Annotated in this window: 18 protein-coding genes and 3 pseudogenes; 8 read left to right on the top strand and 13 right to left on the bottom strand. The window is 71.2% G+C overall.

What is annotated here, in order from left to right; genetic code table 11:
- A pseudogene (locus BMY97_RS42515) lies at positions 1 to 414 on the bottom strand (cytochrome bc1 complex cytochrome b subunit); the annotation flags it as partial.
- A 46-nt stretch (positions 415 to 460) separates the two neighbouring features.
- Positions 461 to 2,545 carry a glycosyltransferase family 4 protein gene (locus tag BMY97_RS42510; RefSeq protein ID WP_091628919.1) on the bottom strand — a complete coding sequence of 695 codons (2,085 nt, stop codon included), beginning with the start codon at positions 2,543 to 2,545 and terminating at the stop codon, positions 461 to 463.
- Positions 2,546 to 2,605: 60 nt separating this feature from the next.
- On the opposite strand from BMY97_RS42510, the gene BMY97_RS42505 reads away from it, so the two are divergent.
- On the top strand, positions 2,606 to 3,970 hold the full coding sequence (locus BMY97_RS42505) for a glycosyltransferase (RefSeq protein WP_091628917.1): 1,365 nt from the start codon (positions 2,606 to 2,608) through the stop codon (positions 3,968 to 3,970).
- A gap of 143 nt (positions 3,971 to 4,113) precedes the next feature.
- Positions 4,114 to 5,046: a MerR family transcriptional regulator gene (locus tag BMY97_RS42500; protein WP_177231816.1), complete on the top strand. Its 933-nt coding sequence runs from the start codon at positions 4,114 to 4,116 to the stop codon at positions 5,044 to 5,046.
- Here the strand turns inward: BMY97_RS42500 and BMY97_RS42495 are convergent.
- Complete coding sequence (locus BMY97_RS42495; RefSeq protein ID WP_091628914.1) at positions 4,998 to 5,315, bottom strand: DUF3099 domain-containing protein; 318 nt, start codon at positions 5,313 to 5,315, stop codon at positions 4,998 to 5,000. The genes BMY97_RS42500 and BMY97_RS42495 overlap by 49 nt on opposite strands.
- 458 nt (positions 5,316 to 5,773) lie before the next feature.
- A pseudogene (locus BMY97_RS48950) lies at positions 5,774 to 6,037 on the bottom strand (WhiB family transcriptional regulator); the annotation flags it as partial.
- A gap of 377 nt (positions 6,038 to 6,414) precedes the next feature.
- On the opposite strand from BMY97_RS48950, the gene BMY97_RS42485 reads away from it, so the two are divergent.
- Complete coding sequence (locus BMY97_RS42485; RefSeq protein WP_091628910.1) at positions 6,415 to 6,852, top strand: SRPBCC family protein; 438 nt, start codon at positions 6,415 to 6,417, stop codon at positions 6,850 to 6,852.
- Positions 6,853 to 6,858: 6 nt separating this feature from the next.
- On the opposite strand, the gene BMY97_RS42480 is transcribed toward BMY97_RS42485, so the two are convergent.
- From BMY97_RS42480 to BMY97_RS42450, 7 genes and pseudogenes are all read right to left on the bottom strand, one after another.
- On the bottom strand, positions 6,859 to 8,400 hold the full coding sequence (locus BMY97_RS42480) for an FAD-dependent oxidoreductase (protein ID WP_091628908.1): 1,542 nt from the start codon (positions 8,398 to 8,400) through the stop codon (positions 6,859 to 6,861).
- Positions 8,397 to 9,119, bottom strand: coding sequence for a class I SAM-dependent methyltransferase (locus tag BMY97_RS42475; protein WP_177231818.1), 723 nt, complete (start codon positions 9,117 to 9,119; stop codon positions 8,397 to 8,399). Before BMY97_RS42475 ends, BMY97_RS42480 begins: the two co-directional genes overlap by 4 nt.
- Before the next feature lie 5 nt (positions 9,120 to 9,124).
- Positions 9,125 to 9,448, bottom strand: a complete 324-nt coding sequence (locus tag BMY97_RS42470; RefSeq protein ID WP_091628905.1) for a lycopene cyclase domain-containing protein — start codon at positions 9,446 to 9,448, stop codon at positions 9,125 to 9,127.
- Positions 9,445 to 9,786, bottom strand: a complete 342-nt coding sequence (locus BMY97_RS42465; protein ID WP_091628903.1) for a lycopene cyclase domain-containing protein — start codon at positions 9,784 to 9,786, stop codon at positions 9,445 to 9,447. Before BMY97_RS42465 ends, BMY97_RS42470 begins: the two co-directional genes overlap by 4 nt.
- Positions 9,787 to 9,792: 6 nt before the next feature.
- Entirely contained in the window at positions 9,793 to 10,752 is a 960-nt protein-coding gene (locus BMY97_RS42460) for a phytoene/squalene synthase family protein (protein WP_091628901.1), read from the bottom strand.
- Positions 10,749 to 12,296: pseudogene (gene crtI / locus BMY97_RS42455) on the bottom strand (phytoene desaturase family protein); the annotation flags it as partial. The pseudogene crtI and the gene BMY97_RS42460, both read right to left, overlap by 4 nt.
- Positions 12,266 to 13,354 carry a polyprenyl synthetase family protein gene (locus BMY97_RS42450; RefSeq protein WP_091628898.1) on the bottom strand — a complete coding sequence of 363 codons (1,089 nt, stop codon included), beginning with the start codon at positions 13,352 to 13,354 and terminating at the stop codon, positions 12,266 to 12,268. The gene BMY97_RS42450 and the pseudogene crtI, both read right to left, overlap by 31 nt.
- Positions 13,355 to 13,648: 294 nt before the next feature.
- Here BMY97_RS42450 and BMY97_RS42445 point away from each other — a divergent pair, with 294 nt between their 5' ends.
- From BMY97_RS42445 to BMY97_RS42435, 3 genes are all read left to right on the top strand, one after another.
- Complete coding sequence (locus BMY97_RS42445; RefSeq protein ID WP_091628928.1) at positions 13,649 to 14,539, top strand: MerR family transcriptional regulator; 891 nt, start codon at positions 13,649 to 13,651, stop codon at positions 14,537 to 14,539.
- A 97-nt stretch (positions 14,540 to 14,636) separates the two neighbouring features.
- Positions 14,637 to 15,650 (top strand): DUF5914 domain-containing protein, encoded by a 1,014-nt coding sequence (locus BMY97_RS42440; protein WP_091628926.1) that lies wholly within the window; start codon positions 14,637 to 14,639, stop codon positions 15,648 to 15,650.
- A 70-nt stretch (positions 15,651 to 15,720) separates the two neighbouring features.
- Complete coding sequence (locus BMY97_RS42435) at positions 15,721 to 17,070, top strand: TIGR01777 family oxidoreductase (protein WP_091628896.1); 1,350 nt, start codon at positions 15,721 to 15,723, stop codon at positions 17,068 to 17,070.
- Positions 17,071 to 17,085: 15 nt separating this feature from the next.
- Here the strand turns inward: BMY97_RS42435 and BMY97_RS42430 are convergent, their stop codons facing one another.
- Positions 17,086 to 18,465, bottom strand: coding sequence for a cryptochrome/photolyase family protein (locus tag BMY97_RS42430; protein WP_091628894.1), 1,380 nt, complete (start codon positions 18,463 to 18,465; stop codon positions 17,086 to 17,088).
- 226 nt (positions 18,466 to 18,691) lie between these two features.
- Here BMY97_RS42430 and BMY97_RS42425 point away from each other — a divergent pair, with 226 nt between their 5' ends.
- Both BMY97_RS42425 and BMY97_RS42420 read left to right on the top strand, forming a co-directional pair.
- Complete coding sequence (locus tag BMY97_RS42425) at positions 18,692 to 19,951, top strand: NAD(P)/FAD-dependent oxidoreductase (RefSeq protein WP_091628892.1); 1,260 nt, start codon at positions 18,692 to 18,694, stop codon at positions 19,949 to 19,951.
- Positions 19,952 to 20,251: 300 nt separating this feature from the next.
- Entirely contained in the window at positions 20,252 to 20,653 is a 402-nt protein-coding gene (locus BMY97_RS42420; protein ID WP_143086477.1) for an STAS domain-containing protein, read from the top strand.
- A 241-nt stretch (positions 20,654 to 20,894) separates the two neighbouring features.
- On the opposite strand, the gene BMY97_RS47585 is transcribed toward BMY97_RS42420, so the two are convergent.
- A complete protein-coding gene (locus tag BMY97_RS47585) occupies positions 20,895 to 21,155 on the bottom strand; it encodes a hypothetical protein (protein WP_177231815.1) in 261 nt (86 codons plus the stop codon).
- Positions 21,156 to 21,304 lie beyond the last annotated feature (149 nt).

Raw genomic sequence — 21,304 nt, 5'->3', positions numbered from 1 at the left:
GAAGAAGATCCGGCACATGTGGACCATCATCGAGGCGACGAAGATCAGCGCCGCCCAGTGGTGCAGCTGGCGCACGAACAGGCCACCGCGCACGTCGAACGAGATGTCCAGCGTGCTCGCGAACGCCTTCGACATCTCCAGGCCCTGCATGTTCTGGAAGCTGCCGTGGTAGACGACCTCCTCCATGGAGGGATCGAAGAACAGCGTCAGGTACACACCCGAAAGCAGCAGGATGATGAAGCTGTAGAGCGCGATCTCGCCGAGCAGGAACGACCAGTGCGTCGGGAAGACCTTGTTGAACTGGTGCCGCAGGCCCTTGGCCATGTGGTAGCGCTGGTCGGCGCCCTCCGCGGCCGTGGCCAGCTGCTTCTCGAGCGCGCTCGTGCCCTTCGTGGGCGTGGTGAGTGAACTCATGCGCACCTCTCGAGCTGACGGTCTGCGGCTGGTGCTCTGACGATCGTCACACCTTTGCATCGCTATCGCAACGCAGCGGCCCGGGCTGATGCGTGGCGAGCGCCCCGGCGGCCACGGTCCGGTGGTAGGCGCCGGCGAACCGGGCGGCGACCTGGCTGATGTCGAATCGCGTCAGGACGGTGTGGCGCCCCGCTTCACCGATCGCGCGGGCGGCGTGTGGAGTGGTCGTGAGGATGTGTACCGCGGCGGTCAGGTCGTCGGCGAAGCGGTCCGGGTCTCCGGTGTCGGCGAGGAACCCGTTGCCGCCGTGGCGGATGTAGTGGCCGAGGCCGCCGCGTCGTGGCCCCATCACCACGAGCCCGGCCTCCATCGCCTCGAGTACCGCGATGCCGAATTCTTCTTTTTCGCTGGGGCATACGTAGAGGTGGGCGGTGGCGGCGGGCAGGAATCTTCGTAGTCCGTGTTCGAGCAGGCGGACACTGCTGTTCGGCAACGCGGGGAGCACGGCGAGCCGGCCGGCGGCCTCGGGCGCTGCCCCGGCCGGCATCAGGATCCGCCGCAGGACGAGCCGCTCCTCGGCGGTGGGGTTCGTGAGATCGCCGCCGACGATTGCCAGCGCGTAGTGGCGGTAGAGCTTCCGGTCGAGCCAGGCCCGCAGGAGCAGGTCCTGCTGCTTGACCGGGTGCAGCCGGCCGACCGACAGGATCAGCGGGAGCCCGCGCGCGGCCGCCGAGAACCGGGGCAGGTCCCGGTCCTGGGTGAAGAGGGACCGCACCAGCCGCTCCTGCCGCGCGGAGTCGTCCCCGGTCGTGCGCAGGGTGATGCCTTCCTCGATGGCCGTGGCGTCACGTCCGCCTCGCGCCAGCAACGGGAAGTAGCGCTCCAGCTCGCCGGGAGCTCGCCCGGGCAGGGTGAGCAGGGTGTCCGCGGCGGCGACGAGCCGGTCGGCCGCGTACATCCGGTGCAGGTCCATGCCGGCCGCGGCCGGGTCGGGATCGGTGCCGGGGCCGTACCGGCTCGCCAGCGACCGGTGGGGGTCGGCGGTGAGGGTGAACACGACCCGGGCTCCGAGCGCGCGGGCGGCGTCGGCGATCGCGACCGAACCGTCGTCGGCGTAGCGCACGTGGACGAGGCCGGGCACGAGCCCGGTCGCGGCCAGCAGGTGCCGCGTCCAGAAGGTGATGGACGTCCGGTGCTGTGCGAGGTCGGTCTGCGCGGGCGGGAGTCCGTGATCGACCGGTATCCGGACCGTCAGATGGGCATCGTCTCCGGTGACGAGCGGGCTGCCCGGCTCGAGCCGCGGCGCCGGGCACAGCACGAGGGTGAGCACCCGGCCGATGCCCGGCTGCCGGCCCAGCGCGTCGCCGAGGCCCCGCAGCAGCACCGTGAGCCCGCCGCTGGCGCCGGCACCCGGCCGGTCGGCCGGGCCGAGCAGCATGGACTGGGCGATGGTCAGTCCGCCCGGGCCGACGGGCCGCCGGGGTGGCCACACGGCGCTTTCGATCACCGGCCGGCCTGTCCCGGCCAGCGCCACGGCGGCCAGCAGCCGGTCGTAGCCGTTGCCGGCCGAGGCGTGGAAGCCTTCCAGAGCGGCTATCGCGGCGGGCTCGGCGCACCGCGAGGAGAGATACCGCACGGCTGCGTGCCGATGATGCCGGCTGTCCGTGGCGGCGTCGGTGACGTCGTCGATCTCGAAGCAGGCCAAGCTGTGCCTCTCGGCCACGTCCAGCAGGAACGGTCGCAGCGCACGCGGGCCGTCGTGAAAAGCCCGCCGCAGAGCCACTTCCGCTTCGTATCGGCCGGCCGAGGCAACGGAGCCGGAGAAGGCGTCGAGTGCCACCGACAGAGCCCGTGCGCCGGCGGGGCTGCCGGGATTCACCTCGAACAGCTCGGCGAGCAACGCCTCCGGGGTTCCGCAGGAATCGGTCCGCACGCGTCTGCGCAGCCGGGCCGGCAGCAGCTCCGCGGAGGTCGCCGGGCCGGGCGGGGTGATACCGGCGTACTCCAGGAACGCCGGCTCGCGGAATCGGGGATGCAGCGCCGATGGCTCGTGCACGGAGAACCCGGATCCGGCTACCCGCAATGCCGCGATCGGGTCGAGGGCGGTGCGTTCCGTCAGTGACTCAGGCACGAGGAATCTCCTTCATGGCAGTCTTGCGGGGAAGCCGGGGGCACTAGCGTGGGAGAGCGAATGGACGTGACGACCGGGGCCCGCTCACCGCGGATCGTGGTGATCAGCCCGCCGTTCGCTTCGCACGCGCGTCCACTCGCGACGGTCGCGGCGGCGTTGCAGGCAACGGGTTCGGCGCAAGTGAGCTTCGCCTGCGCACCGGAGTTCGCGAGCCTCGCGGGCTCGCTCGGGGTGCCGTTCCAGCCGCTGGTGTTCGGGGACAACGCCAACACGGGCATCGCCGAGCGCACCCGCCAGGACACTGCCGGCTCGGCGCGGCTGGCCGAATTCCTCGCGGCGACAGCGGAAGGGGCTGTGCACGCGCTCCTGACCCAGGTGCGGCACCGCCGGGCCGACATGCTCTCGTCGCCCGAGGCCGTGCTCGGCGCGATCCGCGCGCTCGACGAGCGCCTGCGCCCGGACTGGTACCTGGTCGACCAGCTGGCCTATTCCGCCACCCTCGCCCTGCACTGCCTCGGTGCGCGGTGGGCCACGTTCTGCCCGGGCCACCCCAGCTACGTCCTCGACGGGCCGGACCGGTTCTTCGGCGTGCCGCCCTACTGGCCGGCGGCCATCACACCGGACCCCGGCGGGTTGCGCGAGCTGCGCGCGGCCGCTGCCGAGAACGACGTGTTGTTCACCCGGCTGTTCGCCGAGTTCGCCGCGAAGCACGCGCCGGAGCGTCCGCCGCCGGGCCGGGCGTTCGCGCTCACCTCGTCCGAGGCGGTGTTGTTCAACTACCCGGAACTGCCGTGGTTGCCCGCGTTGCCGAGCGGGCCGGCGCGGATCTTCGCCGGTCACTGCACTCTCGGCGCCGACGCCTTGCCGGGCGAGTGGCTCGCCCGGATCGCGCGCCTCACTGACGGCGGCCACCGCCGGCTGGTGCTCGTGTCGTTCGGCACGTTCCTGTCGGCCAGGGACGACGTTCTCGTCACGGTCGCGCGCGGCGTGCTGCGCTCGCCCGGGCTGGCCGTGCTCCTGGTAGCCGGCGACCGGGTGGCGGCCGTGCGGGCCGCGCTCGGCCCGGACGATCGCCTGATCGTCGAAGACCATGTGCCGCAACGCGCGTTGCTCCCGCACGCCGGTCTTGTTGTCCACCACGGCGGCAACAACTCGTTCACCGAATGCCTCGCCGCCGGCGTCCCTGCCGTGGTCCTGCCGTTCTCCAGTGATCAGTTCGCGATCGCGCACGATGTGGAGCGCATCCCGGCCGGCCGGGTGCTCGACCCGGCCGGACTGACACCGGAACGGGTCGAGGAAGCCGTCGGGAGCCTGCTGGACCCATCCGGGCAGACGCCGGGCGCCGGTCACCACCCCGCGGCGGCGGGCAGCGGGCCGGCGGTCGCGGCAGCGCGGTTGCTCGAGGTCAGGGGTTCTCCTCAGTAATCGATTCAACTGCGATGCAAACCTACGTGTTCTCGCGACGGTGTGCAGTACGGAGCGGTTGTTTTGTGGGCTCGATCGGCCAGTGGGACAATGCGTTCTTCACCGTTCGGCCCGGATCGAGGCAGCAGAGGGGAGGCCAGACCATGGCGGTCCCGCTGACGAGCCCACCTGGACAGTGGAATTCCGCTCAGGTGGCCGAGATGCTCGGCGTCCCGCAGGTCACCCTGCGGACCTGGGACAACCGCTACGGCATCGGTGCGAGTCACCGTGACTCCGGCGACCGGCGCCGCTACTCCGCCGCCGACCTCGACCGGCTGCGCCGGATGCGCGGCCTGCTCGCCCAGGGCTACCCGGCCCGGGAGGCGGCGAGCGCGGCGCTGGCCGGTTCGGCCGCGAACGTGACCCCGGACGCCCGGATCGCCTCGATCGGCTCGGCGGCCGACCGGCTCAGCTCGGGTGCGCTGGCCGGCCTGCTCGACGACTCGCTCGCCACCTTGGGCGCGGCCCGTACCTGGAGTTCGGTGGTCGCGCCGGTACTGCGGGATCTCGGGGGCCGGTGGAACGACGGCGAGGACTGCATGGCCGCGGAATGGACGTTGTCCGCGGCCGCGTCGGCCGCGCTGGACCGCCACCTCCCGATCGTGGACGAGGTCTCGCTCAGGGCGCCGGTGGTGCTGGCCTGCAGCCCGGCCGAGCGGCACGAACTGCCGGTCAAGATGCTCTACGCGGCGCTGCGTGAAACCGGTGTGCCGGCGGTCTACCTCGGTGGCATGGTGCCGGGACAGGTCGTCTCGGAGGTCGTCCGCCAGTTCGCGCCGTCACTGGTGCTCCTGTGGTCGATGACCTCGTCGACGGCCGACCTGCCGCTGCTGCGCGCGCTGCGCGAGACCGGGCTCGGGGTCTGCCCCGCGGGGCCGGGCTGGGTGCCCGCGGCGACCGGGCCGGACGAGATCGCGGAGACCTTCGACGACGCGCTCCGGGTCGCCTCCGCCGCTGCGGAGGCCCGTGATCGGCCGCGCCCGGCCGCTCAGCGGCCGCGCAAGCGCCGGCCGTCCCCGGTTTCCAGGCGCCGCTGACCCGGCCGGAAGCGGCTCACGGTCCGGGTGCGCAGCGCCGGGCCCTCGTTCGCGAGCATCACGGCCAGCCACGGCAGCGGGACCGAGACGGCGAGGAAGATCACCGCCAGCCACCAGATGTGCGCGGTGAGACCGGCCAGCACCAGACACGGGATCCGGCACAGCATCATGATGGTGTAGCGGCGTTTGCGTACCTTGAGCTCGTCGGCGTGGGAGGTGGCCGCGTCGGTGATGAGGACCGGCTCGGTCGCGTCGGGGTGACCCCGCATCCTGACCGCCCTTCCGGTGGTCTGCCGCCTTCCTGGCGAGCGTCCGCTCGCGTTTCATCGGCGATGCAGACGGTACGCCCCCTGGGGCGCCGACGGCGGGGCCCCGATCAGCCGGCACACCCGGCCAGCCGTTTGATGGTGGCCAGCGTCTCGTCGAGGTCTCGCTGCACGTCGCGGCCGGGCCTGCGCGTGACGCGCACCCGCAGTTCGGTTTCGTCCCCGGCGCTGGTGATCGTGAGGAAGCCGTGGTAGCCGCCGAGCCCTTCGGAGCCCCATTCGATCCGGCGGGTGTCGCGGTCCACCCTGAACCACAGGCCGCCCTTCGGGGTGGCCGACGTCATCGGTGCGAGGTACAGCGGCAGGTTGCTGACCGTGGACAGATACTCGAACAGCTGCTCCGCCCCGGTGCTCACCGTTGCCGCCGCCCGGAATTCACCCATGGCGCTGCCTCTTTCGCCGAGGAGCGCGGTGCGTTCCGCGGCGGTGAGGCCGCCCCAGATGCCATAGGGTTCGTGGACGGCCAGCGCGTGACCGCGGCAAGCCTCGATCACCGGACAGCGCCGGCAGATCGCTTTGGCGCGGCTGTCGCGGCTGGTCTTCTCCGCACCGCGTTCGTATTCGGGGTGGAAGAACATCGTGCTGTCGATGTCGCGGCAGGCGGCGTCGAGCTGCCAGTCCCAGAGGGTGGTCAGCGGGGGCGGGATGCGGCTCACATCGACCATGGCGACCCGTTCCCCGGTCCTTGCGTGTGAAGAGTCATGAACGCCCGCCTCCCTGGCGCGCCGCGGATCTCCGAGCGGTAGCCGCCAAGGGCTGGGGCGGTGGTGCGAGCGGTGAGGGGCGACTCGCCGGTCGACTCGGGTGTTCCGGCGCCCCACAGCGGCTCGAACTTCGGATATCGTTGCATATGCGATGCAAGGCGGCAAGGCGGTGCCGAGCCATCCCCGTCGTCCGGCGGTGTGGCGACCTGGCGAGGAAACTGGGACCGTGACCGCGCGACGACGGACAAGGCGGGCCGACAGGCACTACGCCGGCGCCGGACCAGCGGGTTTCCACCCCGCCGTCGAAGAAGGCCAACCGTGAGAAAGGAAGAATTGCCATGGTCCAGGTACAGCGGACTATCTCAGTGCAGCGGCCAGTGCCCGCTGTCGTGCACTATCTGCGGGATTTCGCGCAGACGGAGCACTGGGACCCGGGCACCCTGTCCTGTGTCCGCCTGGACGAGGGACCGGTGCAGGTCGGGTCCAGGTGGCGCAACGTCTCCCGGTTCCGGGGCAAGGAGACCGAGTTGATCTACGAGCTCGTCCGCTCGGAGCCGGAGCGCCTGGTCTTCGTCGGGAAGAACAAGACCGCGACCTCGACCGACGATCTCAGCTTCAGTTCATCCCCGGACGGCGGCGTGATCACCTACCGGGCCACCATCGTGTTCCACGGGCTCGCGAAACTGGCGGGCCCGTTCCTCAAGCGGGAGTTCGAGAAACTGGGCGACGCGGTCGTCGAGGCCATGCCGAAGGCGCTCGGCGACATCCCGGCCTGAACGAAATCAAGGTCCGGCTCGTTTCCCGGCGGCCAGGCGATTGAGCACCTTGATCCGGCCTTCGTTGGGCACCGACCGCACCGGGTGCCCGGCCACGTTCCACCGCTGCAGCAAGGTGTTCGCCGCGATCCAGCCCGTGGTCGCCGCGCGCTCCATCAACGCCACGGGGAGGTCGACGCGGACGCAGTCGCCGGCGAGCGCGAGCGCCGGGTCCGGTGTGCCGACGGCGGGTCGTCTGGCGAAGTCGCCGAGCCCGAACAGCGGGCAGTCCTGCCGCCAGACGTCGATCGCGCCGGCCACGCCCGCGCCGGCGCTTTCCGGGTAGATCTCGTGCAGCCGTTTTTCCATCGCTGCGGCCAGGAATCCGGTGTCGTCCGTGGTGGCCGCGTAGGCGTGCAGCTCCACGACAGCGCCCCCGGTCCGCTGAGCCCAGCGCCGGGCTTCGCCTTCGTAGCGGTCCAAAACGCTGATGTTGTCCAGCGGCGGGACGCTGCCTGTGCCCAGAAACGCCGATCGGGCGCTGTCGACGGGACGGTCCAGCCAGAGCCGGCGAACCAGGAACGGCGGCGCGGTGCGAAGCTCGCCGATCGTTTCCCGCCATTCCGCGGTACCGACCGTGGGGGAGGCGGTGAGGATTCGCTGGAGGCCGGGCAGGTCGCACGCGAGTACGACGGCGTCGAAACGTTCAGTGCCGGTGTCCGTGCTGACCTCGAAACCGTCGGGTGTCCGGGTCAGTCCGGTGACGCTCGCATTCGTCCTGATCTCGGTTCGGCGGTCGGCGAGGTAGGCGGCGAGCGGGTTCCACAGGGCCTGGGGGAACGGCTCGGTGGGCACGTCGAACACGAGACCTTCGCTGGAGCCCAGGAAGTAGAGGTGGAACATGGTCGCCAGCTCCGCGGCGGACAGGTCGTGGGGATCGGCGAAGAAGCTGCGGGAGAAGACTTCGAACGCCAGGTGCCGAGCGGCGGCGGGGAAGTTGATCGATTCCAGGAAGCTCGCCGCGTCGAGGTGGTCGAGCCGGTGGTACGTGTCCGGCACACTGACGGTGGCCAGCGGGAGGGCTTCGCGGCCCTTGAGCCGTAAGAAATCCAGCGGGGTGAAGGTGGGGCTTCGCCAGGCGAAGGCCACGGCGTTCCAGGGTGGCGTGCGGGGGAGGCCGGCGAAGGTGTCGGTGCGGCCGTGCGCGTCCAGCAACGGGTAGTCGGAAAGCGGGGTCAACCGCTCGAGGCGCGGGTCCGTCCTGGCCAGCAGGGAGCGCAAGTTGTAGTACTGGCGGAAGAAGGCGTGGAAGCCGCGGCTCATCGTCACGGCTGTCCCGTCCGGCAGCCGGGTGGGCCAGCCGCCGGCCCGGCCGCCGAGGTGTTCTTCCCGCTCGAACACGGTGACCTCGACGCCGCGTTCGGCGAGCCCGGTCGCCGCGGCCAGGCCCGCGATACCCGCCCCGACCACCGCGATTGAAGGACGCCGGTCGAGGCAGCCCGCGTCCGCGACGCCGGGCGGGGCCGGCCGGGTGACCAGCCGGGGGTCGGTGCCGGCCGGCGAGGTCACGGCTGCTCCTGGGGGTTCGTGCCCAGCACGGTGTGCACGATGCCGCGCTGCCAGCCGGGCATGGTCGCGGTACCGACCTGGGTGAAGCCGGCGGCGGTGAGCCGGCCGGCCAGGCTCCCGACGCCGTCGAAGGTCAGCACGCTGCGGCGCAGATGACGGTAGAGGGTCGCGTCGCCGGTGGTGATCCGGCCGAGCGGGATGATGATGCCGGCGCACACCGCGTTCCAGACCAGCCGGGAGCGCCGGGAGTCGCGGACCGAGTACTCGTGCAGGGCGATCCGGCCGCCCGGCTTGAGGAGGCTGCGCAGCCGTCGGAGTCCCGCGTCGGGATCGGCGAGGTTGCGCACCAGGTAGGCGGCGAGGATGGCGTCGAAGGGCCCTTCGATCCCGGTGAGTTTCTCGACCGGGGTGTGCACGAATTCGACGGTGCTCGGCCATTTCTTCGCCCGGGCTTGGGCCAGCATCGCGCCCGAGGCGTCGAAGGCGGTGATCCGGGCGGCGGGAGCGGCGGTCAGCAGCGCTGCCGTGGACGCCCCGGTCCCGCAACCGGCGTCGAGCAGCCGCAGGCCGGCACCGGCGTCCGGAAGCTGGAGGCGGCGCGCCGAAAGCCGCAGGTGCGCGTGGTACCCGGGGTTGGCCCCGACCAGCCGGTCGTACCAGCGGGCCTCGGCGTCGAAGGCCGACGGGACGGCCTCACGAGGCAGGCCGTCGTGCGTCATCTCGCTCAAGGGGATTGCTCCTCTCGTGGCCTGGTCCGTTCCCAGACCAGGAGCACCGCGGTGATCAGGGCGTAACCGAACAGGAAGTCTTCGACCGGGATGTCCCAGGGAAAGCGCCAGCCCGAGATGTCTTCGGGGGAGTAGCGCACGATCGGGCCGGACAGCTTGGTCAGCCAGCCGTCGACCGGGATCTGGAAGCCGGTCACGATCACGATCGCGATCCAGTACGCGAGCCGCCGGAACAGCCCGGTCCGCAGCACCGTCAGCTCGGCCGCGACCACCACGGCGACCGCGGCCACCGCCGGAACCGTGTAGCCCCAGGGGATCATCGGCGCGCCGCCCGGCGGGAGCGGCGCCGCAACGCGGCGAGACTGACCTCGACCATCTCGTAGGTGAGCAGTCCGCACACCGGGATGACGATGAAGAACAGGATCTCTTCCAGCGGCAAGCCGAACGGGGCGCGGATCCCGGTGACGAACTCGGGCGCGTAGTCCCAGACGCCGCCCGCGATGGCGAGCGCGTCCCAGATCAGGAAGACCAGCGCGACCGGAAGCACCGCGCGCGCGAGCCGCCGCGGCTGCCGGTACACCCGGGCCCCCGCGAACTCGAGGGGCAACGTCACCAGCACACAGCCGGCCAGGACGGCGAGATACTCGGCTTTGCCCATCTCAGATCACTCCGGTAAGCGGAGCGCTGGATCGGGGTGCCGCAGGCGGGCCCAGCCGGCCCGGGCCAGTGCCCCGGCGGCCACGGCGGCGCGCCGCTTGCGGGAAACGGTCGCCCGTCCGGCGAACACGTCGTGGCCGGCGTCCTCGATGCGGTTGAGGATGCGGCCGTACAGCACGGCCGCGGTGGCGACGCAGGGTCGTGCCACCGGATGCAGGAGGGCGATGCCCGGCCGGGCTTCGGCGTAGCTCCGCCGGGTCACGGCTATCTGCTCGCGGATCGCGGCGCGGGTCGCGGCGTCGGCGCTCCCGCGGCCGGCGCACCACCGCAGCCGGTCTTCGTCCACACCGTGCGCGGCGAGTTCGTCGGCGGGCAGGTAGACGCGGCCGCGGTCGAGGTCTTCGGCGACGTCGCGGAGGAAGTTGGTCAGCTGGAACGCCTTCCCCAGCGCGGCGGCGCGGGGCGCTGCCTCGTCGCGGGGGGCCACGGTGCCGAGCACCGGGAGGACCTGCAGGCCGATCACCTCGGCCGAGCCGTGGACGTAGGTGTCCAGTTCGGCGCGGGTCGCATACCGCGTGACCGTGAGATCCATCCGCATCGAGGTGAAGAAGGCGCGGAAGTACCCGGCCGGCAGCCTGTACCTGGACGCAGTGTCGATCACCGCGGTGAGCACGGGGTCGTCGCTCGTGCCCGTGGCGAGGCCGGTGACGAGCTGCGCTTCGAGTTCGGTCAGCCGATCGCGCAGAACGGCTGGATCAGTGCCCTCATCCGGCTCGTCGACGAGGTCGTCGACCCAGCGGGCGAATCCGTAGAGCGCGTGGATCGCGGGCCGCTGCCCAGGCGCCAGCATGCGGGTCGCGAGGAAGTACGTGCGGCCGTGCCGGGCATTGAGTTCGCGGCACCACGTGTAAGCGGCGCGCAGCCCGGGTGCCTGGATTCCGGCGGCATCGAGTTCGTGGCGGGTCACCGTGCTCCCTCCGAAGCGAGGTCCAGTACCGTCCGCCGGCGCTCGCGCGGTGTGCCGGTGATCCGGTCCGCCGCCAGCCGGCCGGAGATGAGCACCGTCGGAACGCCGACCCCGGGCACGGTGCCGCCGCCCGCGAGCACGGCGTTCCCGGTACCGCGTGGCCGGTTTCGCGGGCGGAACGGGCCGGTCTGGACGAAGGAGTGCGCGTAACCGAACGGCGTGCCCGCGACCAGGCCGCGTTCGGCCCATTCGGCCGGGCTGATGATGTGGGCGAAGTCCGGTTCGAACCCCGGAAGCATCAGCCCGCGCACGGAGTCGAGCAGCTCGTCGGCGTAGGGACCGGCTTCCCCGGCCCAGTCGATCGGACCCCGCTCGAGGTTGGGGACGGGTGCGAGGATCGAGAACAGCTGGCGCCCTTCCGGGGCGAGACCGGCGTCGGTGGCGGTGGGCCGGGTGATGAGCAGCGACGGGTCGCTCATCCGCTGCCCGGCGACGATCAGCTCGTGGAACGTCGAGTGCCAGCCCGCCCCGAACGAGATCGTGTGGTGCGCGACGTCCGGCCAGTCGCCGGGGCCTCCGGTGTGCAGGACCAGCGCGGAGGGCGCGGGGCGCAGCCGCAGCGGCCGGCGGGGTGCCCGGCCGAGCAACCGGTAGCTTTCCGGCGGTTCGGTGGTCAGCACCACGGCGTCGCACGGGAACCGCTCGCCCTCCTCCGTGCGAACCGCGATGACACGATTTCCCCGGCGCTCAAGCGAGCTGACGCGTTCCCCGTAGTGAAAGTCGACACCGGCCGAAGCAGCGACGCGCGCCATCGCGGCCGGCATGGCCCCGACGCCGCCCGGCGGGAAGTAGACTCCGCCGACAGTGTCCATATAGGAAATAACCGCGTATAGCGCCAATGCCCGCATCGGCGATTCACCGGCGTAGAGCGCCTGGAAGGTGAAGACCCGCTTGAGGCGCTCGTCGGACAGGAACCGGCCGATCCGGTTGTCCAGCCTGCTGAATCCGCCGAGCGCGGCCAGCCGCGCCAGGTCGGGCCGCAGCATGCCCAGCGGTGAATCGATGTTCGCGTCGATGAACCGGGTGAACTCGGCGCGGTACAACCTGGTCAGCCAGTCGCGCAGCCGGAGGTAGCCCTCGGCCTCGGCCGGCCCGGCGAACTCGCGCACCGCCTGGGTCATCGCCCCGGCATCAGCGTGGACCGCGAGTGCGCTGCCGTCGGCGAACCGGGCCAGGTAGGCCGGGTCGAGCCGGACCAGCGGCAGCTCGTCGGCCAGCTCGGCGCCGACCGCGGCGAACGTCTCGCGCACGATGTCCGGCATGGTCAGCACGGTCGGGCCCGTGTCCAGCAGATAGCCGTCGCGCTCCACGCGCCCGGCTCGGCCGCCGGGACCGGGATCGCGTTCGAGCACCGTGACCTCGCGACCACGGCCGGCCAGATGCATCGCCGCCGCCAGGCCGGCCAGCCCGGCGCCCACGACGACGACGCGGTTCGTCCGGCCGGGCACCGTCTTCATCGTGTCCGCCCCGTGGCGCGGGCGGCCAGCCGGGCGAGTGTTCCGGCTGCCGAACGCGGGAAGATCGCGGGGTCGATCGCCGCGAGCGCCTTCTCGCGGCGTTCGCCGATCAGCTCACCGAGCCGGTCCCGGGCCCCGGTAGCGCTGATGAGGACGCGCCACTGGAGCACCTCGTCGTCGCCGATCGTGTCGAGCTCGAGCAATTCGGCCAGCTCGGCGCCCTGCTGCCGGTCGGCCATCTCCGCGGCGAGCACGACCACACTGGTCGCCTTGCGCTCACGCAGATCCTGCCCGGCGGGCTTGCCGGTCACTTCGGGATGGCCGAACGTGCCGATCAGATCGTCGCGGAACTGGAAGGCTTCGCCGATCAGGCTGCCGAATTCGGCGAGCCCGGCCAGCACGTCGGCGCCGCATCCGGCCAGGGCGGCACCGAACTCCAGGGGGCGGCGAACGGTGTAGTTGCCGGACTTGCGGCGCAGGATGTCGAGCAGGGCCTCCCAGCTCGGCAGCGCTCGCGCGTCGTTGACCAGGTCGGCGAGCTGCCCGATGGCGAGCTCGGAGCGCATGAGGTCGTAGGCGTCCCACCCGCGAGCCAGTGTCGTGCGGTCCAGGCCGCTCGTGCGCAGCATCTGCTCGGACCACACGAGAAACAGATCGCCGAACAGAATCGCGGCGGACTCTCCGAAGCGCTCGGCCGATCCGCTCCAGCCCTGCTCGGCATGCCATCGGGCGAACTGGACGTGCAATGCGGGCCGGCCCCGGCGCAACAGCGCATTGTCCATCACGTCGTCTTGGGCCAAGGCGAAACAGTGCAGCAGTTCCAAGCTGGCCGACGCGCGCAGCGCCGCCCTCGATTCCGGTTTGCCGCAAAGCCAGCCGGCATAGGCGAAAAGCGGGCGAAGAAATTTCCCGCCCGCGACGAACGCGGGCAAGGCGGTCTGCGCGAGAACGCCTTCGCCGCGTCCGGCGAAATGCTCGGCTGCCCGTGCTGTGACGAATTCGTGGGCCTCGGCTGCCCCCTGTTTGCGCGTCGCGTCCAGCCACCCGTCCGATGACTCTTCCGCGGTCCTCACCTCCGCCGCCATGGCTGTGTCCTCCTGCCTGGTGAGCCCAGCAGCCAATCGATTCACGACCGTTTCATACCGGGTGAATCTTGTCCACTGGGCGCCGGTGCCTGCCCCGTCGGTAGCTCAAGCACTCGTTGCGCAGGGAGATCACGGGTCCGGGTGGGACTCGCCTGACACGAGATGGATCGTTCTCGAAACAACGACCACAGTCTAGGGCGGGGGCGCCCCGGCCGCGACCGACCGCGGGGCCGGGGTGCCGCCCGCGTCAATGGTCGAGCCGGCTGTCGGCGGCAGTGTGGGAACCTGGTGCTCGTGGACCTCGAAGCGATGAGCGGCCGCGAGGAGGCGGACGCCGGCCTCTCGTGGACCGCGGGCAAGGTCGCCGAGATGCTGGGCGTTTCCCCGGTCACCCTCCGGACGTGGAGCGCCCGTTACGGTGTCGGTCCGACGCTGCGAGGCGACGGCCGGCATCGGCGCTACTCGAACGCCGACGTTCGGCGGCTGCAGCACATGAGGCGGCTCATCGATCGTGGCGTTCGCGCGCGTGAGGCCGCCGCGGCGGCGTTCACCGGCTCGTCCGGCCCGGCGTCGGAGGTTTCCCTCGACTCCCGGATCGCGGAGATCGAGCACGCGGCCGAGTCGCTCGGCTTCCCGGTTCTGGCCACGCTGCTCACCGAGACCCTTGACGCCGCCGGTCCCGTTTCGACGTGGAACGACATCCTGGTGCCCATCCTCGACACCCTCGGCAGACGCTGGTTGCGTGGTGAGGCCTGTTTCGAGTCCGAATGGGCGTTGACGAGTGAGATCTCCCTCGCCCTCGAACGGTTCTGCGCCCAGTTCGCCGATCCCATGCCCGGACGCGTCGTCCTCTTGACGGGCTGCCCGGACGAGCGCCACACCCTGCCGATGGAAGTGCTGCGCGCGGCCCTGGCGGAGGCCGGGATTCCGGTCCGGTTCCTCGGGGCGAGGGTGCCGGCCGAGACGATCGTGGCCATGGCCGCCAAGCTGGACCCCGCGCTGGTGGTCGTCTGGTCGAGGTCCGCGGGCACCGTCGACGACCTGGTGCGCCGGCGGATCGAACAGGGCGGAGCCGACGTCGCCGTGGCCGGTCCCGGCTGGGCGGATCTGAGCAGCCGGGGCCGCTCCTGGGTGAACAGCCTCGACGAGGCGATCGACCTGGTCGTCGACCACTTGAGGACCTGACCTCGGCCTCGAAGCGTTGCAGAGCCGCTCCGGATGCCTGAGGATGAATCGTGCGCCGGCCGGTTCGGGCGGCGCCTCGACAGGGAGCGTGGCCGCGGTGGACCTCAGACGGCAGATCATCGAACGATGGCCGTCGCGATGGCCCGTGCAAGCCTTCGGGGAACCGGCCTGGGCCCGGCAGGAACCCACCTACGGTGACTGCGCCCCGGGTCTGATCGACGCCGCGCTGAAACGAGCTGACGCCCGGCCGGCCGGCAACTGGTTCGTCCTCGCGGGCAGTCGCGAAATCGTTGCGGGCAAACCGTTCGGGCGCACGGTCGGCGGACAGGAACTGGTTGCCTGGCGAGACTCCGGCGGTGCTCTGGTCGTGGGCCCGGGAGCGTGCCCGCATCTCGGCGCGCCGCTGGCCGGCGCGCGGGTGCACTGCGGCGAGCTGGTGTGCCGCTGGCACGGCCTGCGGGTGGGACCCGGTCAACCGGGCTGGTCGCCGGTGCCGAGCCATGACGACGGTGTGCTGGCCTGGGTGCGCTTGGATCGGCTCGGCGGCGAAGCACCGGCGGATCGGCCGGTGCTCGGCGCCCGCCCGCACGGTGGCACGGTGATCGACGCGGTGGCGACGGTGGTGGGGGTCTGCGAGCCGGAAGACGTGGTGGCGAACCGGCTCGACCCTTGGCACGGCGCCTGGTTCCATCCGTATTCCTTCGCCCGGTTGCGAGTTCTCGCTGCCCCGCGGTCGCTTGACGTCGCGGATGCGGACGACCGGTTCGTCGTGGAGGTGACCTTCCGGCTGGCGGGCCGGCTGGGCGTACCGGTGATCGCGGAGTTCGCCTGCCCCGAGCCGCGGACGGTGCTGATGACGATCGTCGAGGGCGAAGGCGTCGGCAGCGTCGTGGAAACGCATGCGACCCCGCTCGGTCCCGGTGCGGACGGACGGCCGCGAACGGCGGTGATCGAGGCGACCATCGCGTCTTCCTGCCGGCCGGGATTCGCCCAGGCCGCCAAGGTCGCGCCCCTGCTACGGCCGTTGATGCGGCGGGCCGCGGTGAGATTGTGGAAAGACGACCTCGCCTACGCCGAGCGGCGGTACGCCATGCGGACCGCCGGCCACTGAATCGCGTTCTCGCCCTCGGCCGGCTCCGGTTCGAGGGGACTGGTTCTCCTCTTCTCAGTGAGGTGGTCGCGTGTCTCCGGAATTCTCCAGTGTGGTGCCCGCGCCCGTGGACGAGGTGTTCGAGTGGCACGGGCGGCCCGGCGCCATAGTGCGGTTGTCGCCGCCCTGGCAGCCGGTTCGCGTGGGTTCGGAGTCCGGGTCGTTACGGGACGGCCGGGCGACGCTGGTCTTTCCGGGCGGTCTGAAGTGGACGGCCGAACACCGGGCGGAGGGCTACCAGCCGCCGGTCCAGTTCGTCGATCGGCTCGCCACCCCGGGCCTGGCCACGGTGCTGCCGTGGAAGCACACCCACCGGTTCGAGGCCGACGGCCCCGATCGCACGATCATGACCGACGAGGTCGACACCCCGCTGCCCGCGATGCTGCTGCGGTCGATGTTCGCCTACCGCCATCGCCAGCTCGCCGACGACCTCGCCGCCCAGCACCGGTACCGGCATGATCCGATGACGGTGGTCGTTACCGGCGCGAGCGGTCTTGTCGGCGCGGCGCTGACCGCGCTGCTGACGACAGGCGGCCACCGCGTGGTCCGGCTGGTGCGGCGCGAACCCCGCACCGCGGATGAGCGAACGTGGCACCCGGCCGACCCCGGCGAGCAGCTGCTGGCCGGGATCGACGCGGTGGTGCACCTGGCCGGCGCCTCCCTCGCGGGCCGGTTCGGCGACCGGCACAAGCGGGCGGTGCGCGAAAGCCGTATCGGACCGACCCGGGCGCTGGCCGAGCTGGCGGTGCGCACCCCCGATGGGCCGCGCGTGTTCGTCTCGGCTTCCGCGGTCGGCTACTACGGCCCGGATCGCGGCGATGAGAACCTCAGGGAGGACAGCGCCGCCGGTAGCGGGTTCCTCGCCGATGTCGTCGCCGACTGGGAGGAAGCCGCCGCGCCCGCGGCCACCGGAGCCGCACGCTTCGTGCAGGTGCGGACCGGTCTGGTGCTGAGTCCTCGCGGTGGCCTGCTGCGGCTGCAGCACCCGCTGTTCGCCGCCGGGCTGGGCGGTCCGCTCGGGGACGGCCGGCAGTGGATGCCGTGGATCGGCATCGACGATCTGACCGACATCTACCTGAGGGCGCTGACCGACGACGACCTGGCCGGCCCGGTCAACGCGGTGAGCCCCGCGCCGGTCCGCAACGCCGAGTACACCCGCAAGCTCGCGGCCGTCCTCCGGCGTCCGGCTGTGCTGAGGGTGCCGTACCTGGGGCCGCGACTGCTGCTGGGCCAGGAAGGCGCTCGCGAGGTGGCGTTCGCCGGTCAACGTGCGCTCCCACAGCGGTTGCTCGACGGCCGGCACGTCTTCCGGCACCGGCGAGTGGACCTGGCGCTCGCTCACCTGCTCGGCGCCGCGATGCCGGCCCCGGCGGGGGAGTGATCGCCGGAACTCGGTTCACCGGCTGGTCTTCGACTCCTCGCGCGCGTCCTTGAATCGTTCGGCTCCGCCCCTGAGGTCGACGATCCGAGCTGGGTAGCCCGTGTCCTGGAGCTCGTGGCGGGGAAGCTTCCACGGTTCGTGGACGGCGCCACCGGGGATGCCGGACAGTTCGGGAACGTACTTCCTGACGTAGTCGCCGCCCGGGTCGTAGCGCTCCGCTTGCCGCAGCGGGTTGAGGATCCGGTTCGGCCGGGTGTCGGTGCCGGTGCCGGCCGACCACTGCCAGTTCATCTGGTTGTTCGCCGTGTCGGCGTCGACGAGCAGGTCCGCGAAGTGACGGGCCCCCAGCCGCCAGTCGAGGTAGAGGGTCTTGGTGAGGAAGCTCGCGACGATCAAGCGGGCGCGGTTGTGCATCCACCCTTCGTCGGCGAGCTGGCGCATCGCGGCGTCCACGATCGGGAACCCGGTGCGTCCTTCGCGCCACGCGGTGAAGTCGCGATCCGAGCGCCGCCACCGGTCACCGCGGGGACGGTAGTCGCGCGTGGCGCATTCGGGCCGTGCCGCCAGGACCTGGTGGTGGAAGTCGCGCCACGCGAGCTGGCGGGTGAACGCCTGGGCGCCCGAGGAGGCCGAACCGGTGCGGTCAAGCAGCTCGGTCACCGAAACCGTGCCGAAGTGCAGGTGCGGGGACAGCCGGGACGTGCCGTCTCCGGCGAGGTCGTCGTGCCGGTGCTCGTACTCGCGGACGTCCCGGTTCACCCATCGGGTCAAGAGCCGCCGCCCGGCGCCCTCACCACCGGCGGCCAGGTGGGGCGAGCGCTCACCCGCGCAGATTTCTTCGACAGCCGGAAGGCCACCGGCGCGCAAGGCAGGCAGGGAGAGCCGCCTCGGCGGCCGGATCACCGCCCGTTGGGTCACTTCGGACCATCGGCGGAAGTAGGGCGTGAACACCGCGAAGTGGTCCTTGCCGCCGCCGGAAGGAGTCAGCGAGCCGGGCGGGACGGCGGTGATCGAGCATTCGTGGACGTGCAGGTCGACGTTCTCCCGATCGAGAGCCTCGCGTAGGGCGTCCTCGCGGCGCCGGGCGAAGGCACTGACGTCGGCGGCCACGTGAACCGATCGTGCGCTGTGCTCGCGCACCAGCGTCAGGACTTCGTCGATCAGCCGGCCCCGGCGAACGACCAGCCGTCCGCCGGCGCGGGCCAGGCCCTGGTCGAGGTCCCGGAGGCTGTCCACGAGAAAAGCGGCCCGGTTGGGCCGGTTGAACGGGCCGTTCAGAATGGCATCGTCCAGAACGAACAGGGGAATGCACTGGTCGTCTCCGGCCGCCGCGGCGAGCACGGGGTTGTCGTGCACGCGCAGATCGCGCGTGAACAGCGCGATGGACACCGCCATTTCCGGGAAGCTCCTAGCCTGGGCGTGCTGCGATGCACAACCGTTGCACACGGGGCGCCGGTTGTCCATCCGGACGCCCGCGCGAACGGATGTCAGGCAGCCTCCACCTCGTTGGTGTCGTACGGTGCTTATGTGACTGGCGATGCGCGTCCCGTGACGCCGCGGCGGCACAGTCCACAGTGAACAGTGCCGCGCCGGTTCGGATTGTTCGGATTGGAGGCCGCTGATGTCAGCGGAGCCCGACGCGGATGTGATCGTGGTCGGAGCCGGCCTGGCCGGTCTCGCGACCGCGGTCGAGCTGCAGCGCTTCGGCTACCGGGTGCGGGTGTTCGAGGGCGCGGAGCGGGCCGGTGGGCGGGTGAGCACCGACGTGATCGACGGGTTCACCCTCGATCGCGGATTCCAGCTGCTCAACCCGGCCTATCCGGCGGTCCGCGCGCTGATCGACCTGCCCGTTCTCGACCCGCGGCGGTTCTGGCGCGCGATCCGTCTCGTCGATGGCGACCGATCCCGGCTGCTCGGTCATCCCCTCGACACCCCGAGGGCGATTCCCGGTCTGCTGGACCGTGGTCCGGTCGGAATCCGCGACGTCCTCGCGCTGGCCGCTGTCTCGGTCCGCGATCTGGCCGGCCCGGCCCGGCTGCTCACCGGGGCCGCGGACCAGACGACCCGGGCCGAGTTCCGCCGCTGGGGCCTGTCCGACCGATGCGTCGAGCAGGTCCTCGCTCCGTTCCTGTCCGGCGTCTTCGCCGAAGCGGAACTGAACACCTCCAGCCGGTTCTTTCACCTGGTGTGGCGCAGCTTCCTGCGCGCCGCGCCCGTTTTGCCCGCCGCCGGGATGGGCGCGCTCCCGCAGCAGCTCGCCGACCGCCTCGCCCCAGGGACCCTCTCCCTCGCCACCCCAGTCGACGCGGTCGCGCCCGGGACGGTCCGGATGGACGGCACTTCGCACCACGCACGCGCGGTCGTCGTGGCGACTGATGCCACTGCCGCGAATCGGCTGATCCCCGCGCTGACGGTGCCGGGCTGGAAAGGGCTGCGCACCTTCTACTACCGCACCACCACGCCGCCGCTGCGGCACCCCGTGCTGACCATCGACGCTCGAAGCGACGGCCCGGTGTGCAACACGGCCGTGATCTCCGCCGTCGCGCCGAGCTACGCACCCGCGGGCCACGCGCTGATCTCCGCCACCACGCTCGACACCAGCGCCGAGTGCGAACAGGCGGCCCGCGCCCAGTTGGCACGCCTCTACCGCACTGCCACAGGCACGTGGGAACTCCTGGCCGACTACCGGATTCCGCGCGCCCTGCCGAGCATGACCCCACCGCACGAGCTGCGCCGCCCGGTCCGCCTGGACCCCGGACTGTACGTCTGCGGCGATCACCGAGACACCAGCTCGATCCAGGGGAGCCTCGCGTCCGGCCGCCGGACCGCGCGCGCCATCGTCCATGACCATCCGGTACCCGGGGTGCGGGGCAGCGGATGACCGGGCAGGCACTGTTGCCACCTTGCATCGCGTATGAAACGATGAGGACAGTTTGAGCGAGATGGCCAATGTTGATCATGAATTGATCATGTGACGCGCTGCCAGTCCAGCTCCCACCACCGCCCTGGTCCTCGGCGGCACTCGACACGTTTCGAACTGCGCCACCGAAGTCTTACCGTCTACGGACCGCCGCACGTACTGAGCGCCAGTTCTCCGGCTCGGTCGCGTGCAGCCAGGCTGGAAAGCGCATGAAGTTCACGGGCAGTGAAGGTCTCAGTCTCGACCGAGGAGCCACCCGACATGAAAGATCTTGCGCCCAGTGATCACGGAAACGATATGACGTGCACTGTCATGTGCACTGCCGAGTCGACCGTCGTGGCTGTCACCGGCAGTCTGGATGGCACCGCGGCCGGGCATCTGCTGAGTCGTCTGACCGAAGAGATCGCGTTGCGGCCAAGAGCGCTGATAGTAGATCTGACCCGTGTCAGCTTCTGCTCGGCACAATGCTTGAGGTCGCTGCTGGTCGCATCGGCTGATGCTCACGCCGTCGGGGTTCCGTGTGTGAATGTGAGCGATCAGCGCGCGGTCCGCCGCCCGGTCAGCTTGCTGGAGCTGGACCAGCTACTCCAGGTGCACGACAACGTCGCGGCCGCGCGGAAATGGCTTTCGGTTGTGCACAACATCAGCACTACGAACGGTTAGCGCAGCAAAGCCGCACCTCGACATCTTGCTCGACTGTGCCATGCCTGGGCCGAAGCGCTACGCCGATCCGCGGGCGCGGCGTCGGGGTGGACGGGAGCCGACGGGACTTGGCGACCTTCTTGACCGGGTGGTGGCTGTGTTGATCAGTTCGCCGCCTCCGGCGTGGCGGTATATGCAGCGCAGGACCGCGATGAGGTGTATTCGGCGAACGTCGCAACCGCGGGTCCGCTGGCTGGTGCGGTCAGGAGGCCTTCCGACGCTGGGCCCATCCGGGACAGCAGCGGCCGCGCGGCGTCCAGATCGGCCGATGTCGCGGTTGCGGGAACGTCGGGTTGTCATGCGGGATCACCGCCGAGGAGCGCGGCATGTCGTCGAGTGCGGGCGGGTGCACGACCAGGCGAGCCCGGTCGGGGTGAGCGGCGAGCAGCACGCGGCCACCGGGGGCGAGGTCGCGGTGGTGCCGCACCGGTGCGGGCAGGCGGTGGTGGCTTTGGTTGGTCACGCGGAACCTGCCGTGCGGATCGGCGTGGATCCGGAGCAGTCCTCGGGCTTCGCGGATGTCCAGCCGGGTACCGGGTTGTCAGCCGAGCGCGTGCACGATGGCGTGGGGACCGGCGGAAGCGGCAAGGTGCGTCGGGGTCCAGGCCCGTT

It is taken from the genome of Amycolatopsis saalfeldensis, assembly GCF_900110575.1.
GTDB lineage: Bacteria > Actinomycetota > Actinomycetes > Mycobacteriales > Pseudonocardiaceae > Amycolatopsis > Amycolatopsis saalfeldensis.
The sequence above is the reverse complement of the archived record's forward strand: the minus strand, read 5'-3'. Positions and strand labels throughout refer to the sequence as shown.

What these genes read in the sequence shown, in the direction of transcription:
- BMY97_RS42430 (WP_091628894.1), bottom strand. Translation starts at nt 18,465, where the DNA reads ATGGCGGTGTCCATCGCGCTGTTCACGCGCGATCTGCGCGTGCACGAC.
- BMY97_RS42470 (WP_091628905.1), bottom strand. Translation starts at nt 9,448, where the DNA reads ATGATCCCCTGGGGCTACACGGTTCCGGCGGTGGCCGCGGTCGCCGTG.
- BMY97_RS42420 (WP_143086477.1), top strand. Translation starts at nt 20,252, where the DNA reads ATGAAAGATCTTGCGCCCAGTGATCACGGAAACGATATGACGTGCACT.
- BMY97_RS42495 (WP_091628914.1), bottom strand. Translation starts at nt 5,315, where the DNA reads ATGCGGGGTCACCCCGACGCGACCGAGCCGGTCCTCATCACCGACGCG.
- BMY97_RS42425 (WP_091628892.1), top strand. Translation starts at nt 18,692, where the DNA reads ATGTCAGCGGAGCCCGACGCGGATGTGATCGTGGTCGGAGCCGGCCTG.
- BMY97_RS42505 (WP_091628917.1), top strand. Translation starts at nt 2,606, where the DNA reads ATGGACGTGACGACCGGGGCCCGCTCACCGCGGATCGTGGTGATCAGC.
- BMY97_RS42450 (WP_091628898.1), bottom strand. Translation starts at nt 13,354, where the DNA reads ATGGCGGCGGAGGTGAGGACCGCGGAAGAGTCATCGGACGGGTGGCTG.
- BMY97_RS42475 (WP_177231818.1), bottom strand. Translation starts at nt 9,119, where the DNA reads ATGACGCACGACGGCCTGCCTCGTGAGGCCGTCCCGTCGGCCTTCGAC.
- BMY97_RS42465 (WP_091628903.1), bottom strand. Translation starts at nt 9,786, where the DNA reads ATGGGCAAAGCCGAGTATCTCGCCGTCCTGGCCGGCTGTGTGCTGGTG.
- BMY97_RS42485 (WP_091628910.1), top strand. Translation starts at nt 6,415, where the DNA reads ATGGTCCAGGTACAGCGGACTATCTCAGTGCAGCGGCCAGTGCCCGCT.
- BMY97_RS42500 (WP_177231816.1), top strand. Translation starts at nt 4,114, where the DNA reads ATGGCGGTCCCGCTGACGAGCCCACCTGGACAGTGGAATTCCGCTCAG.